Below are 19,896 nucleotides of genomic sequence, written 5' to 3' on the forward strand. Positions count from 1 at the left end.
CGATTATTTTCTGGGTGAAATCCCAGTGGTTAGTCGGGAGAAACGCGACCCCTAATCCCATTTCTCCCATCGCTTTTTTAAAAGAAACCATTAAAAATAAGAACTAAACCCGATAAACTAACCCTTAAACAACTCATAGCTAGACGAACTTCAGACGCATGGATTTTGGGATCGGATTTTTATCAAACAACGTGATGTTGCCAATCCTAGATTTTTTCTATGGCATTGTGCCGAGCTACGGCTTTGCAATCATCGCCCTGACCCTTGTGATTCGATTTGCCGTTTATCCCCTAAGCGCCAAATCGATCCGCAGCATGAGACGCACAAAGATTACCCAACCCCTAATGCAAAAACGGGTCAAGGAAATCCAAGAGCGCTACAAAAATGACCCGGCAAAGCAACAAGCCGCGATGTCAGAGGTCTACAAAGAATTTGGGAATCCCCTCGCCGGTTGTTTACCGATTCTGTTGCAGATGCCCATCCTCTTTGCCCTCTTCGCCACCCTGCGGGGATCGCCATTTGCCAACATCAACTACACCGCTAATCTGCAAATTCTCCCCAGCGAGAAAATGGAGCAGGTACAGCCCCAGGCGGTCGATGTTAAAACCCAAAATGTTTATTTTGATAGCGGTATCCATTACCCAATCACCTTGTCTTTACCCGCTGGGAATAAAGTCGGTGTTGGAGAAACTACCCAATTTGTTCTCCAGAGTGACTCCGGGAAGGACTTTGCGGCCCTAGCTGCCGAATATCCAGACAGTAACATCAAGCCCAGCTTTGAAGTTACCAAAGGTCAAGAACGGGTAGAGATTCAACCCGATGGTTCCCTCGTGGCCCTTGCGCCTGGGGATGTCAGCATCCAGGTAACTGTGCCGGGGATCGCCGCTGATAAAGGATTTCTTTTCATTGAAGCCCTAGGCCGCATTGGGGTCAATGGTGACGATGGTATCCACTGGGATATTCTCGGCATGGTGCTGTTCTTTGGGGTGAGCCTTTACATTAACCAGACTATTTCTGGGGGCGCTCCCAGCAGCAATAACAACAGCGGCGGCGATCAACAGCAGCAGGCCCAACAAACGGTGAACAAAATTACGCCGTTGATTTTCTCAGGGATGTTCTTGTTTTTCCCGTTACCGGCTGGGGTGTTGATGTATATGACGATCGCCAACGCGTTCCAAACGGTACAGACGTTCATCCTTACGAAGGAACCTTTACCAGAAAATCTCCAGAAACTGGTGGATGAACAGGAGAAGTCGGAGAAAGGGCGCGACAAGCTTCCCTTTGAGCGCAAAGGTAGCAAGAAAAAAGAGAAAACTTCAGGTTAAGAGCAGATGAACGAGACCAAAATCCAACGGGGTGAAACCTGGCTGGCGACACTGCTTGAGTTGATGGCGCTTCCGGCTCCGGTCACTGCGGCGGTGAAACAAGGCCTTGATGGGGAAGATTCTCTCTGGTTGACCATTGATCACCAAGCACTATCTGAGGCCCAGCGGGAAAAATTAATTGGCGATCGCGGTCACTTAATCGATGCGATGCAATATTTAGCCAACATCACCCTGAACCATGATCTGCCGAAGGAGGAGCAATATCCCCTCACCGTTGATCTAGGGGGCTACCGCGAAAACCGCCTCAATGAACTCAAGGCGATCGCCACTGAAATTGCCCTCCGGGTACAAGCCACCGGGGAAGCAGAAGCGATTGGCGATTTATCCTCGGCGGAACGGCGGCAAATGCACGGCTTTTTTAAGGAATTTCCGCTCCTAAAAACCGAAAGCCAAGGTCAAGAACCCCACCGCCAACTCATTGTGCAATTGGCTCAATAACGGGGCTTCACCCTGAATATTTCCCAAGAGGCGGGCTTTGTCCCGTCTTTTTTGTGGGAGTTTTACGGTAGGATGGGGCTGATAAATGCCGCGTCATCGGAGGTTTGAGGTGATGGATCGGATTTTTATTCCCCGACTATTAAAGGCCCCCCAGCAACAGGAGCAATTTGCTTTTGCGGAAACCCTCGCGGATTTGGAGACCTTGACCCCAGTGCGCGGTGAAATGGCGATCGCCCACCGTCAAACTTATCTCGAAGTCACGGCCCAGGCCGAAACGATTGTGACCCTCACCTGCGATCGCTGCCTCCAGCATTACAATACCCGCCTCACCGTAGACCGCACCGAACTGATTTGGCTCCAGAGTAACCTTGGCGAAGATCTCCCCGCAGAACGGGAAGTCAGCCTAGAAGATTTGGATGAGTCTTTAGATCCCCATGGCTACTTTGAACCAGAAACCTGGCTCTATGAGCAATTTTGTTTAGAAATGCCCCTGCGAAAAGTTTGCGATCCCCAACGTTGTCCTGGAGCAGAAACGAACCCAGACGATGCGACGCCCCAAATCGATGCCCGTTGGGCCAAGCTGGCTGACCTCAAACAACAGCTCTCTTCCTAGCAAAAAAGGCAGTCGCACAAGGATGATGACCCTTGGTCTTGAAGAAATTTCCCCCTAAGCTTAAACATTAATTGAGTTGCCCTGTGCTGAAAGCGCTTTACCTATGACCTTCCGCGAAGAATTTAGCCTCCTTCTCCGTGCCTGCTATCCGCTGCTTTATATCCCCACCCTCGAAGAAGAGCGGGTTGAAGGGGCGATCGCCCAATGTGCCGCGACCCTAGGACAGCGAACGGTCTACACCTGGGATTTCGTCGATGGCTACCAGGACAACCCCAATAACACCGGCTTTGGTAAACGGAATCCACTCCAAGCCCTCGAATTTATCGAAAAACTCCCCCCCAATATCGGTGGCATTTTTATCCTGCGAGATTTTCAGCGATTCCTCGAAGACATTGCGATCGCCCGGAAATTGCGCAACCTTGCCCGTCGTCTCAAAGCAGAACCAAAAAACATTGTGATTGTGGCCCCAGAGGTAAAAATTCCGGCGGATCTGGCGGAAGTACTCACCATCGTGAAATTTCCCCTGCCCACCGCGAATGAAATCCGCACCGAAATTGAACGCCTCCTCCAGGGCGTCGGCCAAACCCCCGAAGCCCAACTCCTGAATGAATTAGTCCGGGCCGCCCAGGGACTTTCCCTCGAACGGATTCGCCGTGTGCTGACCCTCAGTCTGGCGAACCATGGCCAAATCCAAGCAGAAGACGTAGAACTTATCCTCGCTGAAAAGCGCCAGTCTATTCGCCAAACCCAAATTTTGGACTTCTATCCGGCCACGGAGCAAATTTCTGACATTGGCGGCCTCGATCGATTAAAAGAATGGCTCCTGCGTCGGGGGGGAGCTTTCAGTGAAAAAGCACGGGAATATGGTCTGCCCCACCCACGGGGACTGTTGCTCGTCGGCATTCAAGGCACAGGTAAATCCCTCACCGCTAAGGCGATCGCCCACCACTGGCATTTACCCCTGCTGCGCCTTGATGTAGGACGTCTCTTTGCGGGCTTAGTGGGTGAATCCGAATCCCGCACCCGGCAAATGATCCAGCTCGCAGAAGCCCTTGCCCCTTGCATCCTCTGGATTGATGAAATTGATAAGGCTTTTGCTGGGGCTGATGGGGGAGGCGATGGGGGGACAACCAGTCGCGTCTTTGGCACTTTTATCACCTGGTTAGCAGAAAAACAAAGCCCTGTTTTTGTGGTCGCTACGGCTAACAAAATCCACACCCTGCCCCCTGAAATGCTGCGGAAAGGCCGTTTTGATGAAATCTTTTTTGTAGGCTTACCCAGCCAGGCCGAACGGGAAGCGATTTTCAATGTCCATCTTTCCCGCCTGCGGCCTCATAACCTCAAAAACTACGATGTAAAGCGTTTGGCCTACGAGACGCCTGATTTTTCTGGAGCTGAAATTGAACAAACCTTGATCGAGGCCATGCACCTGGGCTTTAGCCAAAATCGAGACTTCACCACCGACGACATTTTAGAAGCCGCGAGCCAAATCATTCCCCTGGCGCGCACCGCGAAAGAGCAAATCGAGTTTTTGCAACATTGGGCGACCTCTGGAAAGGCCCGCCTCGCCTCGCGACAACAAAATTTTTTGAACCCCTAAGACCCAGGGAACGGTCAACTATAATGCTTTCTATGGGCCGTTCCTTTGATGTTGTTGGTGTCCCGGTCAGAGAGCAGATTTTATGAATATTTCTAATCTTTTTCAATTTATTCTTGGTTTTATCCTTGGGGTATTTCTGTTGGCGGTAGGCAGTGTTGGGGCTGCTTATTATTTCTTTAACCGCATGGCCGCTGCCCCGCCTAAACCGGTGTTTTCTGAGACCGTCGCTGATCCCCTAGAAACCACCCCGACATCGCCTCAATCCCAGGAGACCGAGCCTGAACCCACTGCCACCGCTGCCAATAATGATCCAGAGGCAACCGAGGCCGAAGCAGAGGAAGAGGAAGCCCCAGAACCAGAGGTGGCTGAAACATCGACGGATAGCTATAAAGCGACGGTCACTTGGTCGAATGGCTTAAGTTTACGGGCAGAGCCTTCCCAAGACTCCGCTCGCTTGGGGGGTGTTGATTATAACGCCGAGGTAACGGTGCTCGGCATGAGCGACGATCAAGTGTGGCAGCAAATTCGCCTAGCGAACGGTACAGAAGCCTGGGTAAAAGCGGGCAATCTTCAAAAGGTTAATTAATTAAGGCAAACAGGATATCTGACAAGCCCTCTTTGGTCGCCAGTTTAGGAGAAACGGCCTTTAAGGTAGATAGGGCGATCGCCGGACAAATTAGTCAAAAAGTAAAAAAGAATCCGGATGCCTTCGTTGTCTTAGTCAAGAATCATATCGTTTGATTGATATTAGATGGCAAGTGTTATTACGATTAATGAGTATAGAGTTTTTAACAAAATTTTCTGAGTGTGATGCTGTTTCAGTTCCAAAAAACACTCAATAAAGTTGTATCCAAGCTCCTTAATTTAAAGGTGGAGTACCCTTGGTTATTGTTAACTTTGATCGTCGTTAGCTACCTGGGTAATTACTTTAAATTAAGCTTATTTTTTGGTATTGACTTTTTATTTGGTTCTATTGCAGTTTGGATAATTTTATTTTTCTATGGGCCTTTTTGGGCGATCATCGCTGGGGCGATCGCCAGTGTGCATACATTTTTTATCTGGCATCATCCCTATGCCATGGTTATTTTTATTGGAGAAGTTCTTTTTGTGAGCTTCTTTTGGCAAAAAAAACGCCGCAATATCAATATTCCTTTTTATGACGCGATTTATTGGTTGACAGTTGGTGCTGTTCTGATTTTCGGCATTTATTTTTTGATTTTAAAAATGGATGCCCAAGCCGTAGTAACTATTGCTTTAAAACAATTTGTGAATGGGATCTTCAATGCCGAAATTGCTAGTTTAATTATTAATTATTTTCCTTTTCTACTGCGAGTCTTCCCCCGGCGTTATCGGCGAGAAAATTCACTCCAAAAGATTGCCTTCGACGTCCTGCTAGCCTTTGTGATTTTTCCTATTTTGACGTTGATGATTTTAACTGCCCAGGAAAGATTTGAAACAATTGAACGGGATATTCATGATGTTTTAGTCACATCTAACCAGTCTTTGACGACAGAATTAAAACTTTGGGAAGCTGCTTATTTAGAGGCAAGCCAATACGCTATTAACAGTATTGCCCAGGATGATTTTCCGTTGGGCAGGCTTGATAATGTTCTCAGAGGGCTGCAAAGAGTTTATCCAGAACTCGCTTATATAGAAGTATTTGATGCAACGGGAAATCCAATTATTGCCTTGGATAATCAAGCTGATTCTATCCAACATATAGCAACAGAAGAGACAAATCAAGCACTGCAAAATTATCGACAAAGTAAGCCGTTTTTACAAGATGGGATTGTTGCTGCCATAAATCAACAAAAAGATCACTTACATATCGATTATCTTTTAGAAATTCCGGATAATTTAGGTTCGTTTTATCTTGATGTAAACGTTGATTTTTTAGCGGATTTTTTGCAACGAAAACTACAAGCGGTACGACAATATCCGCTCCGGGCGATCGCCACAACCCAGACAAATGATTTCGTGATTGCAGATTCTGCCAAACAGATCGCTGCGGGGGAGCCCTGGACTTGGTATGACGCACGGGATAACCAACCCTTACTTAGTCAAACGTTTATTTCCTTACCGGAGACTGTCATCGGTAAATCGGCGATCGCCCGCTGGCAAGAAGCCTTTGGAGTTATTGTTCAACCCCTAGAAGGCACTGTATTTCCGGCTCAGTTATGGCTGACCATGGGACTGGCGGAGGATATGGATGCCCTGGAAAGTTACTACATTCGCAGTCTGATGATCGTCCTGATTTTGCTGTTGTTGGCAGTGGTGACGGCGGAAAAAATGAGTCGTTGGCTGACAGCACCGCTGAATCAACTGAGTGCGATGACCGCCGATATTCAAGAGGAGCTGCAGCAGCAGGAACCGATTCTTCCTCTCAAGAGCTATATCAGTGAATTTAATCGTCTGAGCCAAAACTTTGAGGTGATGCTCAATACCCTACGACAACAATTCCAGGCGATCCAGGCGACAACCCTCAACCTCGAAGAACAGGTAGAAACAAGAACCAAAGCCCTCTCAGAAGAAGTACGACAGCGAGAACTGATTGAACAGCAATTACGGCAGAGTGAAGAACGCTACGAGTTGGCGATCGCCGCTACCAATGACGGTATCTGGGATTGGGATCTCCGTTCAGATCAAGTTTACCGCTCCCGGTCTTGGTTTCGTCTTTTGGGCTACAAAGAATCCAACCTACGGCCTCGGATCACAGGTCGCCAAATGTGGGCCGATCTCGTTCATCCTGATGATCTAGCTCAAGCCCAGGCCGCCATGACAAACCACCTCCAGGGACTGACCGCAAGTTATCAAAACGTCCATCGTCTACGCCATTGTGATGGCCAATACCGGTGGATTTTGAGTAAAGCGAAGTGCCTCAAAGATGAACAGGACAACCCTTACCGCATCGTCGGCACAATCACCGACATTACAGACAAAGTGGAAGCCGAAATCCAACTGAAGCTTGCCAAGGAAGACGCAGAACAAGCCAACCGCGCCAAAAGCGAGTTTCTGGCGACCATGAGCCACGAGATCCGAACGCCGATGAATGCCGTGATTGGGATGGCGGAACTTCTCAGGGATACAGACCTCACGGCCCAACAACGGGAATTTATCGACATTATTCGTAATAGTGGCAGTAACCTCCTCGCGATCATTAACGATATTCTGGATTTTTCGAAAATTGAATCGGGAAAATTTGAGTTAGAGTTGCAGCCCTTTAACCTGCAAACCTGTTTAGAAAACTGTTTAGATTTGATGTCGACCCGGGCGATCGCCAAGCCCATTTACCTGAGCTATATCCTTGATCCCGATGTGCCCCACTACTTAATGGGAGACGTGACGCGCTTTCAACAGATTATGCTCAATCTCTTGGGCAATGCCGTCAAATTTACCAATCGCGGTGATGTTTCCCTCTGGGTACAAAAAGTCCCCACAGCGACGGGTGCCGGGGATCAAGTCTGCCTGCGATTTGCGATCCTAGATACGGGCATCGGCATTCCGGCGCAGCAGATGACCCGGTTGTTCCAACCCTTTAGCCAGGGGGATGCTTCCACTTCACGCCGCTATGGTGGGACGGGGTTGGGTCTCGTGATTAGCAAACGACTGGTGGAGTTGATGGGGGGGCAACTTTGGGTCGAAAGTGGTGGAATCATGGCTGGTCAATTTCCCCAGGAAATGTCCCCTGATCCGCCAAAAATCTTCCAATCCGTGGCGCGGCAAACGGTATTTTATGCGCAAATTCCCTTTACCATTGCCCCGATTTCCGCAAAAGAAATCACCCTCCATGAACTCCCGCCCCAACTCCAGGAGAAAAACTTCCTGATCCTGCATCCAAGTCCTTTATTTGCCCGAAGTATCTCCCATTTATTGACAGCAACTGGAGCAGCGGTCTCCCATACAACCATGGCCTCCGGTGCCTTGGATATCTTGCATCAACGTCCCATTGATCTGTTGATGATGGAGATGAAAACGGATCTTGTTTCCGCAGATTTTTTCCGACAAATTAAGCAATCTAGTCAAAATCCTGACCTGGCAATTGTGGCGATCGCCCCGCCCCTCAGTACTGCCGAATCGACTCATTATCCAGCCATCTCCCAGCAGCTCCAATTACGTCAGCCCATCAAGCAGGAAGCCCTTTACCATTGCCTATCCTTGGCGATCGCCGAGGCCCTACCCACAACGGCCATGGAGCCTGCCTCTCCCTTTGATGCAACCTTGGGGCAAGCCTACCCCCTCAAAATTCTGTTGGCGGAAGATAATATTGTGAACCAAAAAGTTGCCCTCAATATTTTGGCCCGCCTCGGCTATGGTGTAGAGGTGGCGACCAATGGCCTCGAAGTCTTGAGCCGTTTACAAAGCGATAACTATGATGTCATTTTGATGGATGTACAAATGCCTGCGATGGATGGCCTCGAAGCCACCAGACAAATTCGCCAGCGTGATGCCCGGTCGCCCCAGTCCCAGGGGAAGCGTCCCTGGATTATTGCCATGACCGCCAATGCGATGCAAGGCGATCGCCAAGTTTGTCTAGATGCGGGGATGGACGATTACCTGAGTAAACCGATTCAAGTAAAAAAGCTCCTCCATGCCCTGAAGGTCGCCTACCATTACCACCAGTCCCTCTCCACTACCCAGTCTTCTTCTGATTAAAGTCTATGGCCTCTTCATCTGCTGCCGACGAAGTCAATTTAGAGCAACTAGCTGAGATGGTCAGCTATGACTTAGCAACATTACAAGACCTCGTTGAAACTTTTCTAGAAGATACTCCTCTGCTGATTGCGGCGATGCAGACGGGTTACGAACAACACAATCAGGCGGAGCTTGTGCGCAATGCCCACACCCTCAAATCCAGTAGTCGGCTATTTCAGATGGAGCAATTTGCTTGCCAATGCCAGGCCCTAGAGGGGGCAGCTCATGCCCAAGATTGGCCTCTCGTGGCAACTCTCTTACAGCAGCTAGGGCAAGACTATCAGGCGATCGCCGCTGCCCTAACCCTTAAACTGACCCAATTAATGGCTTAGGTGGAGTCCTAGCACTAATTCAAAATAGTCTCGCAAGATAATCCAGCAGAATCGCTACAATTTCTGTTAGATCATCGTTTTGTGCAATGGAGAACTATGGCTTTTATTTTGACATTCCTTGGTAAAGGTGGGGTCGGTCGTTCCACTGTGGCGATCGCCGCCGCGAAAAAATATGCCCAAGCAGGTAAGCGGGTTTTACTCATTGGCCAAGATCCAAGTCCTGCCTGGGGGATCGCCCTGGGGATGTCACCGAGTTTTAGTCCCGTTAACCTTGAAAATAACCTCGATGCCGTGCAGATCATGGCCACTGCTGCCCTCGAATCCGGCTGGGAGCAGGTCAAAGCATTAGAAGCAAAATATCTGCGATCGCCCACCCTGAAAAACGTTTATGGCCAGGAATTAGGAATTTTGCCGGGGATGGATAGCGCTGTAATCCTCAAGGAAATTTGGGACTATGACAAAAGCGGCCAGTACGATGTGATCATCTTTGATGGCGATGGCGACCTCAATACCCTACGACTGTTAGGCACTCCCGAAATTTTAAGCTGGTACATCCGCCGCTTCCGGGAAGTGTTCCAAGCCTCTGACCTGGGTCGTGCCATTTCCCCCTTTATTCAGCCCGTGACCAGCGCCATTTTAAATGTGTCCTGGACGTTTGATAACTTTGCCGCTGAACCCACCCAAGAGGCAAACCAAGTCCTCGATGAAGGGAAAAAAGCGATGGCTGACCCCAACCGTTTCGCCGCATACCTCGTCACCGATGCCAGTGCTGGGGCGATCGCCAAAGCGAAATATCTCTGGGGCAGTGCCCAACAGGTGAATGTGACTGTCGGTGGTGTCATCGTCAATCGTAGCGATGCAGATGTTGGCCCTGAATTTGAACCCCTGACGAATACCGCCCTACCCACAGTAGAGGCTGATCATTGGGAAGACCTCATTTCCCATCTGCCTGACTTTAGCCAAGCGGCCCAGGCTCCTCAGCCCCTGATCATCGATACCGCTGCCCGTCAGGTGAAAGTATTCCTCCCCACCTTTGACAAAAAACAGGTTAAGCTCACCCAATATGGCCCCGAAATCACCATCGAAGCAGGGGATCAACGGCGTAATATTCTGCTGCCGCCTCCCCTCAAAGGTGCTCCTGTAAAGGGGGCAAAATTCCAAAATCAATATCTAATTATTTCTCTGTAACCGCTTGGGAGAGAGTCCCTTGCAAGAAATTGCTGATGGCTAAAACAACCGCCCTAGGAACCATACTGGAGCAATCTTTTGGGAAGCATAAAATGAAAAAATGCCTAATAAATCAAGAAAAAACTTAAGAAAAAGTAAAAAATGTCTAAAATAGGGGACTTTTTCCGAAAAGCACGGCCAAATCAAGCCCGGAACCTATGAAGTTAGTCTGCGTTTCGTTACCATACATAAAATAAGCTTGAGGTCTTGATTGTAAAATTCTGGAGTGGTAGCCCGCTACAGCCGAATGGTCACTGGGAAGACATCATTGCTGGCCTGAGTGACTGCACCATCGACTGATTGCACATCTTTGTTTTTCGTTGTCCATCGTCCTAGAGGGATCTGAATTGTGGGAAAAACGCTTTGGCGCGATCGCCTAGAGCCGGATCAAAGTCACGGTTCGGCATTGGGGGAGGGAATGGGAACTTCCTGCCAACGGCGTCAACTGTCCCCATCAACCTGGCAACAATGGCTCACCCAAAGAACCCCCGCACCATCTGGGGAGATTGTCAGCGAAATCACTAAAATTCCAGCGGTAGATAACCTGGTGGTGCTCCGGGCCATTGAACAAATTCTGCCCAGTCCCCTCAATCACTTCTATTGGGAAAATCGCCAACAGCAACGGGCGATCCTCAACTTTGGCACCCTAAGCGAATTAGTTCCCCAGGGAGAGGATCGTTTTCGCCAAGCCCAGCAATTTATCACCCATTGGCAACCGAGAATTCAGCGCAATATCAACATTCCGATTCCTTACTTTTCCTGTGGGTTCACGTTTTTTAGTGCCCAAACCCCCGAAGCGCCTTTTCCGCCTGGTTTAGTCACCATTCCTAGACTGCAACTGGTGCAACACCAACGGGATTATTTTTTAGTGCTCAATGGCGATCGCCAACAGCGTACTCTTTTACATCAAATCGCCCAACAATTGCGACAATTTCTCGCGACTCTGCCCCAGGAACTCGTCCCTTCCCTAGGGATTCGGGGCACTGTCTGCACCGCCTCAACGGGATTTACCCAGGCTGTCCGGCGAGCCCTCCGACTCATTGACCAAGGTAAACTCAGTAAAATTGTCCTGGCCCATGCCCTCGATGTCACGGCCAATCAAGCCTTTGATGTGGTGCATGCCCTGGATAATTTGCGCGATCACCACCCGGACTGTTGTGTTTTTTCCCTCCGTAATCAGCGGGGTGACACATTTATCGGCGCAAGTCCAGAACGGCTGTTAGCGGTACAGCAGGGACAATTGGTGACCGATGCCCTCGCCGGATCTGCCCCCCGGGGGGAATCTTTGCTCACAGATCAGCGTCTCGCCAAAAGCCTACTCCACAGTGAAAAGGAACAACGGGAACACCAGGCCGTGGCAGATTTCCTACTAGGACAACTCCAGAGCCTTGGTCTCGATCCCCAGGCGGCTCCCCGTAAGCTCCTTAAACTTTCTAATATTCAGCACCTCTGGACACCGATTCATGCAATCCTACCGCCGCAAATTCATCCCCTAGAGGTAGTGGCCCACTTACATCCAACACCAGCAGTGGCCGGCGTCCCCAGAGCGATCGCCTGTGCGGAAATTCGCCAAGCAGAAACCTTTGACCGTACCCTTTATGCCGCTCCTATCGGTTGGCTCGATAGTCAGGGCAATAGTGAATTTATCGTGGCGATTCGGTCGGCCTTGATTCGGGGTAACCATGCGCGACTCTACGGTGGGGCCGGAATTGTCGCCGGTTCCCAGCCGGAACGGGAATATGCCGAAGTCCAGTTAAAATTGACCTCCCTTTTGGAAGCCTTGACGTGATATGGCTCTTAAAACCTGTACTCTACCGATAAACTTAATGCCAGCTTATACTAGAGTACGATTTTAACTTTTAAGATCTAAAATTAATGCCACTAATTTATTTCCCAATCACGAATAATTTCTTTTTTATCAAGCATAGAAAAGACCCACTCACGTCCTTTCTTTTCTTTTCTAAATAATTTTAAATCAACTAATTTATTTAAAATATTTGCTGCGGTGTTGTAGGAGCAACTCAAATTATTTTTAACTTCATTCGTAGTAAAATAACTCACTACACCATTTTTGGCAACTTGTAATATGATACGCTGCCTATGATTTAGTTGTTCGTATAATCCAGACTCCCAAAGCCATTGATTAAAATCCTCCATATTTTTGAGGTTTTTTTCGTATGTTGTTCTGAATCTTTTAATGGCTCTAGTGATGATATCACACTGATAGTTCAAAAAATATGTCAAGTCCATATTATCAGTTTCAGTATATAGGTAACTTTTAGCATACTGGGCAGGAGCTTTTTTCAATAGTGAACTAATAGTGATATAGCGAAATGCTGCAAATCTATTTTTGAACATATACCAGTAAAAGAGAGATCTTGCGACTCTTCCATTGCCATCATAAAAAGGATGCTCATAACCAATGGCGAAATGCAGAGTAATTGCCTTGATTAAAGGATGTAAATAATTAGAACTGTCAACCTCATGATGTTGAATATTTGCCCAGTTTGATAACTTTTCTAGTCTTTCTTTTAATCCTTGTGATGATGGAGGAGTATATATGACATTTCCTATTTCATCAACTATTTCAACATCATCTGTATCACGAATTCTGCCAGGATAATATTTATTATCCTGAATTCCTTTGACTCCAGCAATATGAAGTTCTTTGATTAAATCTAATGAGAGAAGTTCATCTCGATGCTCCCATGCAAAATGCATCATATTAAAGTTACCAAGAATCATTTTCTCGTCAGGAGTTCTTGGTTTTCTTTGTCTTTTTAGAAGAGTTTTTGCAACCCGTGTTGTTGTCGCAGCGCCTTCTAACTGACTACTTCCAATAGCCTCATCTTCGATTAAGTCGTTAATTAAATATTCAAAGTTCTTCTGCTCTCCTATCTTGCTACACATTAATTCTAGGGCAGCATTTGTAGTGTGTCTATCCACTTCGGAACAGGCTTTTTGGATAATGTGTGTCAAGAAAAATTCGCACTCTATTGGAGGTGATCCGAGAGCTATGACTGGCTTGAGTTGATTTTGCCGTGCTCTTTTAACAAACTGCCAAGCTAATTTTGCATTAACTGATTTATCGACTCTGTACTGAAGCTCATCAAATGATAAGTATCTTCCCTTAGAATCAACTGGAGAATTTAATTCTAAGTATTGTTCAATTTTATGTGGTGATTTTTTTAAAAACTCGTGAAGTAGCTTTCTTTGCTCTTTTTCTGAAGGAGGAGTCGTAATTTTCATAAAATTATCCTACTTTTTATTTCATTTTGACTTATTTTTGAGATAAAGACCAGGAAATAGGCCCAGAAAAAGTTGCTAAGATCGCAGTGTAACGGAAAGTAAAGGCCGCTCCCATGAAGCGCATTGTGATCATCACCGGGTTTGAAGCGTTTAATGCCAGCTTGTATCGGGATGCTGCCCAAAAGGCGATCGCCCGTTGTCCCGACCTGGAAGTATTGACCTTTAATGATCGGGATTTGGTCAGTCAACCGGAGGCCGTGGCCCAAGCTTTACAGGGGGCCGATGTTTTTTTCGCCAGTCTGATTTTTGACTATGACCAGGTGATTTGGCTGCGGGAACGGGTCGAAAATATTCCGGTACGCTTAGTTTTTGAGTCGGCCCTGGAGCTGATGGCCTTGACTCGGTTGGGCAAGTTTGTCATTGGCGAGCAACCCAAGGGAATGCCGAAACCGATTAAATTTATCCTGAGCAAATTTACCAACAGCAAGGAAGAAGATAAGCTCGCTGGCTACCTAAGTTTCCTCAAGACCGGGCCGAAGCTGCTGAAATATATTCCCGCGAAAAAAGTTCAGGATCTGCGCAATTGGCTGATTATCTACGGTTACTGGAACGCCGGCGGGACGGATAATGTGGCGGCCATGTGTTGGGCGATCGCCGAAAATTACTTGGGTCTCAATATTGGAGAATTGCCCGCTGTGGTGGAAACGCCGAATCTGGGCCTGCTCCATCCCGACCATGATGGCTATTTTCTCAGTCCTCAGGCTTACCTCGATTGGCATCGCCACACCTTTCCAGAGCAAAAATTAAACCCCGTCATTGCCGTCCTCCTCTACCGCAAGCACGTTATCACTAAACAGCCTTACATTCCTCAACTGATTCGCAAATTTGAAGCTGATGGGTTGGTGCCCCTGCCGATTTTTATCAATGGTGTCGAAGCCCATGTGATCGTTCGGGATTGGCTCACCACCGACTACGAACAGCACCAAAGGCTCCATGGCCAAGTGGAGATTAAATCTCTCAAAGCCGATGCGGTAAAGGTTGAAGGCATTGTTTCGACGATTGGTTTTCCCCTGGTGGGTGGCCCGGCAGGTTCCATGGAAGCAGGGCGGCAGGTGGAGGTGGCGAAAAGTATCTTGAGCGCGAAAAATATTCCCTACCTCGTTGCGGCTCCTCTGTTAATCCAAGACCTCCATTCCTGGACGAGACAAGGGATTGGCGGCCTCCAAAGTGTGGTGCTCTATGCCCTGCCAGAACTGGATGGGGCGATTGATACGATTCCCCTCGGTGGCCTCGTCGGGGAAGATATTTACTTGATCCCCGAACGGATAAAACGACTCACAGGACGGCTAAAAAATTGGATTCGTCTGAAAAATACGGCCCCAGGCGATCGCCAACTGGCTATTTTGCTCTACGGCTTTCCACCAGGCTACGGAGCAACGGGAACAGCGGCATTATTAAACGTCCCCAAAAGTTTGGTCAATCTTCTCAAAACGCTCCAGGCTCAGGGTTACGACGTGGGGAATTTTCCGGCAGATGGGGAGGAAATCATTCGTTTAGTGAAAGCGGCTGATGAAGCCTACCGCCTTGATCCCGCCTTGGCGCCCCAGCAGACCCTGGAAAATATCGATCTCAAAATCATGGATCGTTGGTTGGGTTATCTTCTGACCCAGAAAATTGAAAAGCAGTGGCAAAGTTTAACGAATACGGGTCTGAAAACCTTTGGGGGCAAATGTCAGGTGGGAGGCGTCCAGTTCGGGAAGGTGTGGATCGGCGTGCAGCCGCCCCTAGGCATTTCTGGTGACCCGATGCGGTTGATGTTCGAGAAAGATTTAACGCCCCATCCCCAATACGCTGCTTTTTATAAATGGCTCCAAAATGAGTTCCGCGCCGATGCCCTGATTCACTTCGGCATGCATGGCACAGTGGAATGGCTGCCCGGTTCGCCCCTGGGGAATACCAGTTATTCTTGGCCGGATATTTTGTTGGGAAATCTGCCAAATTTATATATTTATGCGGCGAATAATCCTTCAGAATCAATTTTGGCGAAACGACGCGGCTACGGCACTCTGATTTCCCACAATGTGCCCCCCTATGGTCGGGCCGGTTTATACAAAGAACTGTTGGTGCTGCGGGATTTGATTGGGGAATATCGCGAAGATCCAGAGAAAAATGACGCTCTCCGCCCGGACATTATCCAAAAAATCATTGATCTGGGCCTGCCGGAAGATTGTCCGTTTACAGTAGGCCAGGAGCAGGGGATCGAATTTACTGTTACAAATGCCCCCTTATTCAGCAAAACCGCCCTCCAAAACTATTTCGTCCAAATTTATGAATACCTACAAACCCTAGAACAACGGCTGTTTTCCTCTGGTCTCCATGTCCTGGGGGAAAAACCTAGTCCCAAAATTATCCAAAGTTACCTCGCGGCCTATTTTGGCGATCGCCTTTCGGCAAATATTCTTACCAAGGTCGCCCAGGGAGAGCCTGAAATTACCTGCGACCAACCGGAACTCCTGGCAGAAGCGCGGGAAATTGGCGATCGCCTTTTGCAAACGGACGACGAAATTACGAACCTGCTCAAGGGTTTGAACGGCGAATATATTCCCCCGGCCCCTGGGGGCGATCTGCTGCGGGATGGCCTGGGAGTTTTACCCACCGGACGCAATATCCATGCCCTCGATCCCTACCGGATGCCTTCCCCGGCAGCCTATGCTCGCGGTCGGGAAATTGGCAAAAAAATCATCCAGCAACACCTTGAGGAAACGGGCAATTATCCAGAGACGGTGGCAGTGATGCTCTGGGGTTTGGATGCCATTAAAACGAAGGGAGAATCTTTGGGGATTCTGCTGGAATTGGTGGGGGCAGAACCGATTAAGGAAGGGACGGGGCGCATTGTCCGCTATGAATTATTGCCCCTGGCAGTCGTCGGCCATCCCCGCATCGATATTTTGGCGAATCTGTCGGGCATTTTCCGGGATAGTTTTGTCAACATCATTGAACTACTCGATGATTTGTTCCACCGGGCCGCCACCGTAGACGAAGATCCTGCCCGAAATTTTATCCGCAAGCACAGTCTCGAACTCCAGGCCGAGGGGGTTAAAAATACCACCGCCCGCCTCTTCTCCAATCCTGCTGGGGATTTTGGCTCCCTGGTGAATGATCAAATCGTCGAAGGCAACTGGGACAACAGCGATGAACTGGCGAAAACCTGGGAAGGCCGCAATCAATACAGTTATGGCCGCAACGATAAGGGTCAGGCACGCCCGGAGGTCTTGAAAAAATTACTCCAAACAGGCGATCGCCTGGTGCAGGAAATTGACTCGGTGGAATATGGCCTGACAGATATCCAGGAATACTACGCCAACACTGGGGGACTAAAAAAAGCGGCGGAAAATGCCAGCGGTAAAACCGTTACAGCTAGCTTTGTGGAAAGTTTCTCGAAGGACACAACGCCCCGAAAATTAGAATCGGTGCTGCGCATGGAATACCGCTCTAAACTGCTCAACCCCAAGTGGGCTGAGGCAATGGCCGATCAGGGGTCTGGGGGAGCCTATGAAATTTCCCAGCGAATGACAGCTTTAATCGGTTGGGGCGGTACAGTCGATTTCCAGGATCAATGGGTCTATGACCAAGCCGCAGAGACCTATGCCCTCGATGCAGCCATGGCGCAAAAATTGCGAGATGCAAACCCTGAAGCTTTTCGGAATATTGTTGGGCGGATGTTGGAAGCCCATGGGCGCGGTTTCTGGGAAGCTTCCGATGAAAAATTGCAAAAACTAAGTGATCTTTATGACCTTACGGACGATGTTTTGGAGGGAATTACAGTCTAAATTATTTCCCTTCACCAAATATTGGCAAGGCACTAATTTCAAAAAAAAACACACCCTTCGGCATTTTTAATTTGTTAAAAAATATATGGCCATACAGATAAGCATAGATATGCCATGATTGCACTTTTAGCTGAGTCTTTTATAAAAAAAACAAAAGATTTTCATCATAAGACAATTTTCGCTACTACCATTAATAATTAACATCTTCGGTGACTTGATGGCAGCTCATTATTGTATGGGTAAGATCTATGCATGAATATTTAATTTATATCCACGGCGTTTCACCAGAAAATAATCCAGATCAAACTGAAACTTACGATCAGCTCCATAAAGGTGTTGGGAAAGTCAGCACAAATTTCCCCAATCGTTCAGACTGGGAAAAAGCAAAACGTTGTGACATAAAATGGGGATCAGAGCAAAGTCCTGTTCTAGAAGGCGACTATTTGTTGGCAAAGGCGCAGGATGAATTAGCAAAGAAGTTACTCGGCCACATACAACAGACTTCGGACTGGACAATCAATCCTGCTCGGTTACTTCTCTCCACATTGAGAGAACTGATGATTCGGGGCTTTTCAGATATGTTTTATTATGTTTCCCAAGATGGGAAAAGAAGTATTCGGAGAAGTGTTTCATCTCAGATTATTCAATGTATTCAAGAGCCTTTAGAAAAAAATGAACCTATATCGTTAACTTTTTTAGGGCATAGTGCTGGTTCAGTGATTGCCTTTGATTTCCTTTTTTATCTTTTTGCGTCCCAGTCTATTCTGAGTAATAAAGACCATGATTTTATCGAGGTTGGCAATGAGGATAGTTCGGAAGTCAATCATATCCTGCAAGATTTTGAAAAGCTACGAAAATTAGCAGACAATAAAAGACTCCGAGTGCGTCGCTTATTTACTTTTGGTTCTCCTATTTCAATGCTGGCTTTTCGCAGTAATGCCGTTCTAGATATTCTTGCTCAAGGAAATGCGTTAAATTTCCATGATTATGGTTTGGCAGACAATCCGGAAGTATTTGGCCAATCTTTGAATGGAGCACGATGGATTAATTTTTGGGATAAGGATGATATTATTGCTTGGCCAGTCGAGGGTTTGATGCAAGAATCTAGTGCCATTAAAGATATATATGTAGATATAGGAGATCATATTTCTACTGTTCATAATCTCTATTGGAATAGTAAAAAAGTCCATGAAGAGATTGCAGCATTATGGTGAAAAATCATTAGTGTGTGCTTCTGGCAAGCCATCTAAATCAAGCCATGTAAATATTTCAGCGATAAAGTTAAAATAAATGACTCTTTCTATGGATAGTTTCGGATAGCGATCGCCCCATTTTGACCACCAAACCCAAAGCTGAAACAGAGAGCATTTTGGAGTGGAGTATTCTGGGCTTTTGTGACGAAATTTAAGTCAAATTCTGGCTGAGCTAAGCCCACACAGGGAAAAAGCCGTTGATCTCGCAACATTAACAGCGAGAACGCCACCCCCAAAGCTCCCGATGCGCCGAGGGTGTGGCCCGTTGCCCCTTTACTACCGCTGACAAAAGGACGGTGGGGAAATAGCGTTTCGATCATCGTTGCTTCGGCTTGATCATTTAAACGGGTACTGGTGCCATGGGGATGAATATGATCTATGTCTTCGGGTTCCAGGCCAGCCCGCTCTAAACATTGGGCGATCGCCTTCATTGCGACCTGATAATTACCTTGGGGCGCGCTCATGTGGTGGGCATCACAGGTAAAACTCCAGCCGAGGATTTCGCCGTAGATTTTGGCGTTTCGTTGCTGGGCTGATTCTAGGGTTTCGAGCAGAAAGATCGCCCCCCCTTCCCCTAAAACCAGTCCTTCCCGCCGTTGGTCAAAGGGAAAACAGCCCGTCGTCGCCAACGCCCCCATTTTCTGGAACCCCGTAATGCTTAAAGGTGTGACGGGAGATTCCACTGCTCCGGCTAACACCTGTGGGCGATCGCCCCGTTGCAAAAGTTCAAAGCCCTGGGAGATCGCCCATAATCCGGTGGTACAAGCCCCCATCGGTGCTAAAACTGGCCCTTGGGAGCCAACTTGCTGGGCCGTGGCGATCGCCAATTGGTTGGGTAAATAAGTTAACCAATTCTCTAATCCTCTCTGATGTCCTTGTTGGTCGTCATACCGCAGCTTTTCCCACTGCCCCTGAAAGCCCCGACTAGAGCCGATCACAATCCCACAATGTTCTAAAGGCGGTTCTAGGCCAGCATCTACGAGGGTTGCCTCAACGAGCGATCGCCGCAGAATTTCTAAATCCACAGGCGCTTTCCCCAACATCGCCACCGGAATAACGGGTAAATCCCGAAACGGTTGCCGCAATTGGATCGCGCTTTCTCCCCGTTGTAATTTTTGCCAAGCCTGGTGGCGATCGCCCAGGGCACAGCGTAAACCCAGGCCCGTTATCACTACCCGCACCATATCAATATCCCGTCACTAAGCATCAAAAATTTTGCGTCAGCCTGTCGATTTCTGGCGATCGCCGTTACCGTAGGATGTTGCAACCGATTATTC

The 19,896-nt window shown here is 48.0% G+C and carries 13 protein-coding genes; 11 read left to right on the forward strand and 2 right to left on the reverse strand.

What is annotated here, in order from left to right; translation table 11 throughout:
- Positions 1 to 158 precede the first annotated feature (158 nt).
- The 9 genes from yidC to AWQ22_RS05105 all read left to right on the forward strand — a co-directional run bounded on the left by yidC (position 159) and on the right by AWQ22_RS05105 (position 12,076).
- On the forward strand, positions 159 to 1,325 hold the full coding sequence (yidC, locus tag AWQ22_RS05065; RefSeq protein ID WP_012306618.1) for a membrane protein insertase YidC: 1,167 nt from the start codon (positions 159 to 161) through the stop codon (positions 1,323 to 1,325).
- A 6-nt stretch (positions 1,326 to 1,331) separates the two neighbouring features.
- Complete coding sequence (locus AWQ22_RS05070) at positions 1,332 to 1,823, forward strand: R3H domain-containing nucleic acid-binding protein (protein ID WP_062433199.1); 492 nt, start codon at positions 1,332 to 1,334, stop codon at positions 1,821 to 1,823.
- Positions 1,824 to 1,935: 112 nt separating this feature from the next.
- On the forward strand, positions 1,936 to 2,436 hold the full coding sequence (locus tag AWQ22_RS05075) for a DUF177 domain-containing protein (RefSeq protein WP_065711638.1): 501 nt from the start codon (positions 1,936 to 1,938) through the stop codon (positions 2,434 to 2,436).
- Between the two features lie 103 nt (positions 2,437 to 2,539).
- Positions 2,540 to 4,036 (forward strand): AAA family ATPase, encoded by a 1,497-nt coding sequence (locus AWQ22_RS05080; protein ID WP_062433204.1) that lies wholly within the window; start codon positions 2,540 to 2,542, stop codon positions 4,034 to 4,036.
- Positions 4,037 to 4,118: 82 nt separating this feature from the next.
- Positions 4,119 to 4,622 (forward strand): SH3 domain-containing protein, encoded by a 504-nt coding sequence (locus tag AWQ22_RS05085; RefSeq protein ID WP_065710395.1) that lies wholly within the window; start codon positions 4,119 to 4,121, stop codon positions 4,620 to 4,622.
- Positions 4,623 to 4,906: 284 nt separating this feature from the next.
- Complete coding sequence (locus AWQ22_RS05090) at positions 4,907 to 8,689, forward strand: response regulator (protein WP_198166523.1); 3,783 nt, start codon at positions 4,907 to 4,909, stop codon at positions 8,687 to 8,689.
- Between the two features lie 5 nt (positions 8,690 to 8,694).
- Positions 8,695 to 9,060: an Hpt domain-containing protein gene (locus tag AWQ22_RS05095; protein ID WP_065710397.1), complete on the forward strand. Its 366-nt coding sequence runs from the start codon at positions 8,695 to 8,697 to the stop codon at positions 9,058 to 9,060.
- Between the two features lie 96 nt (positions 9,061 to 9,156).
- Positions 9,157 to 10,248 (forward strand): ArsA family ATPase, encoded by a 1,092-nt coding sequence (locus AWQ22_RS05100; RefSeq protein ID WP_065710398.1) that lies wholly within the window; start codon positions 9,157 to 9,159, stop codon positions 10,246 to 10,248.
- A gap of 388 nt (positions 10,249 to 10,636) precedes the next feature.
- Positions 10,637 to 12,076 (forward strand): isochorismate synthase MenF, encoded by a 1,440-nt coding sequence (locus AWQ22_RS05105; RefSeq protein ID WP_232321497.1) that lies wholly within the window; start codon positions 10,637 to 10,639, stop codon positions 12,074 to 12,076.
- A 92-nt stretch (positions 12,077 to 12,168) separates the two neighbouring features.
- Here AWQ22_RS05105 and AWQ22_RS05110 read toward each other — a convergent pair whose 3' ends face one another.
- Complete coding sequence (locus tag AWQ22_RS05110) at positions 12,169 to 13,536, reverse strand: Fic family protein (RefSeq protein WP_065710399.1); 1,368 nt, start codon at positions 13,534 to 13,536, stop codon at positions 12,169 to 12,171.
- A 113-nt stretch (positions 13,537 to 13,649) separates the two neighbouring features.
- Here AWQ22_RS05110 and bchH point away from each other — a divergent pair, with 113 nt between their 5' ends.
- Positions 13,650 to 17,366, forward strand: a complete 3,717-nt coding sequence (bchH, locus tag AWQ22_RS05115) for a magnesium chelatase subunit H (protein WP_065710400.1) — start codon at positions 13,650 to 13,652, stop codon at positions 17,364 to 17,366.
- Positions 17,367 to 17,614: 248 nt separating this feature from the next.
- Positions 17,615 to 18,580 carry a hypothetical protein gene (locus AWQ22_RS05120; RefSeq protein WP_065710401.1) on the forward strand — a complete coding sequence of 322 codons (966 nt, stop codon included), beginning with the start codon at positions 17,615 to 17,617 and terminating at the stop codon, positions 18,578 to 18,580.
- An 86-nt stretch (positions 18,581 to 18,666) separates the two neighbouring features.
- Here AWQ22_RS05120 and AWQ22_RS05125 read toward each other — a convergent pair whose 3' ends face one another.
- Positions 18,667 to 19,800, reverse strand: coding sequence for a beta-ketoacyl-ACP synthase (locus AWQ22_RS05125; protein WP_065711640.1), 1,134 nt, complete (start codon positions 19,798 to 19,800; stop codon positions 18,667 to 18,669).
- Positions 19,801 to 19,896 lie beyond the last annotated feature (96 nt).

The organism is Picosynechococcus sp. PCC 7117, from assembly GCF_001693275.1.
Lineage (GTDB): Bacteria > Cyanobacteriota > Cyanobacteriia > Cyanobacteriales > MRBY01 > MRBY01.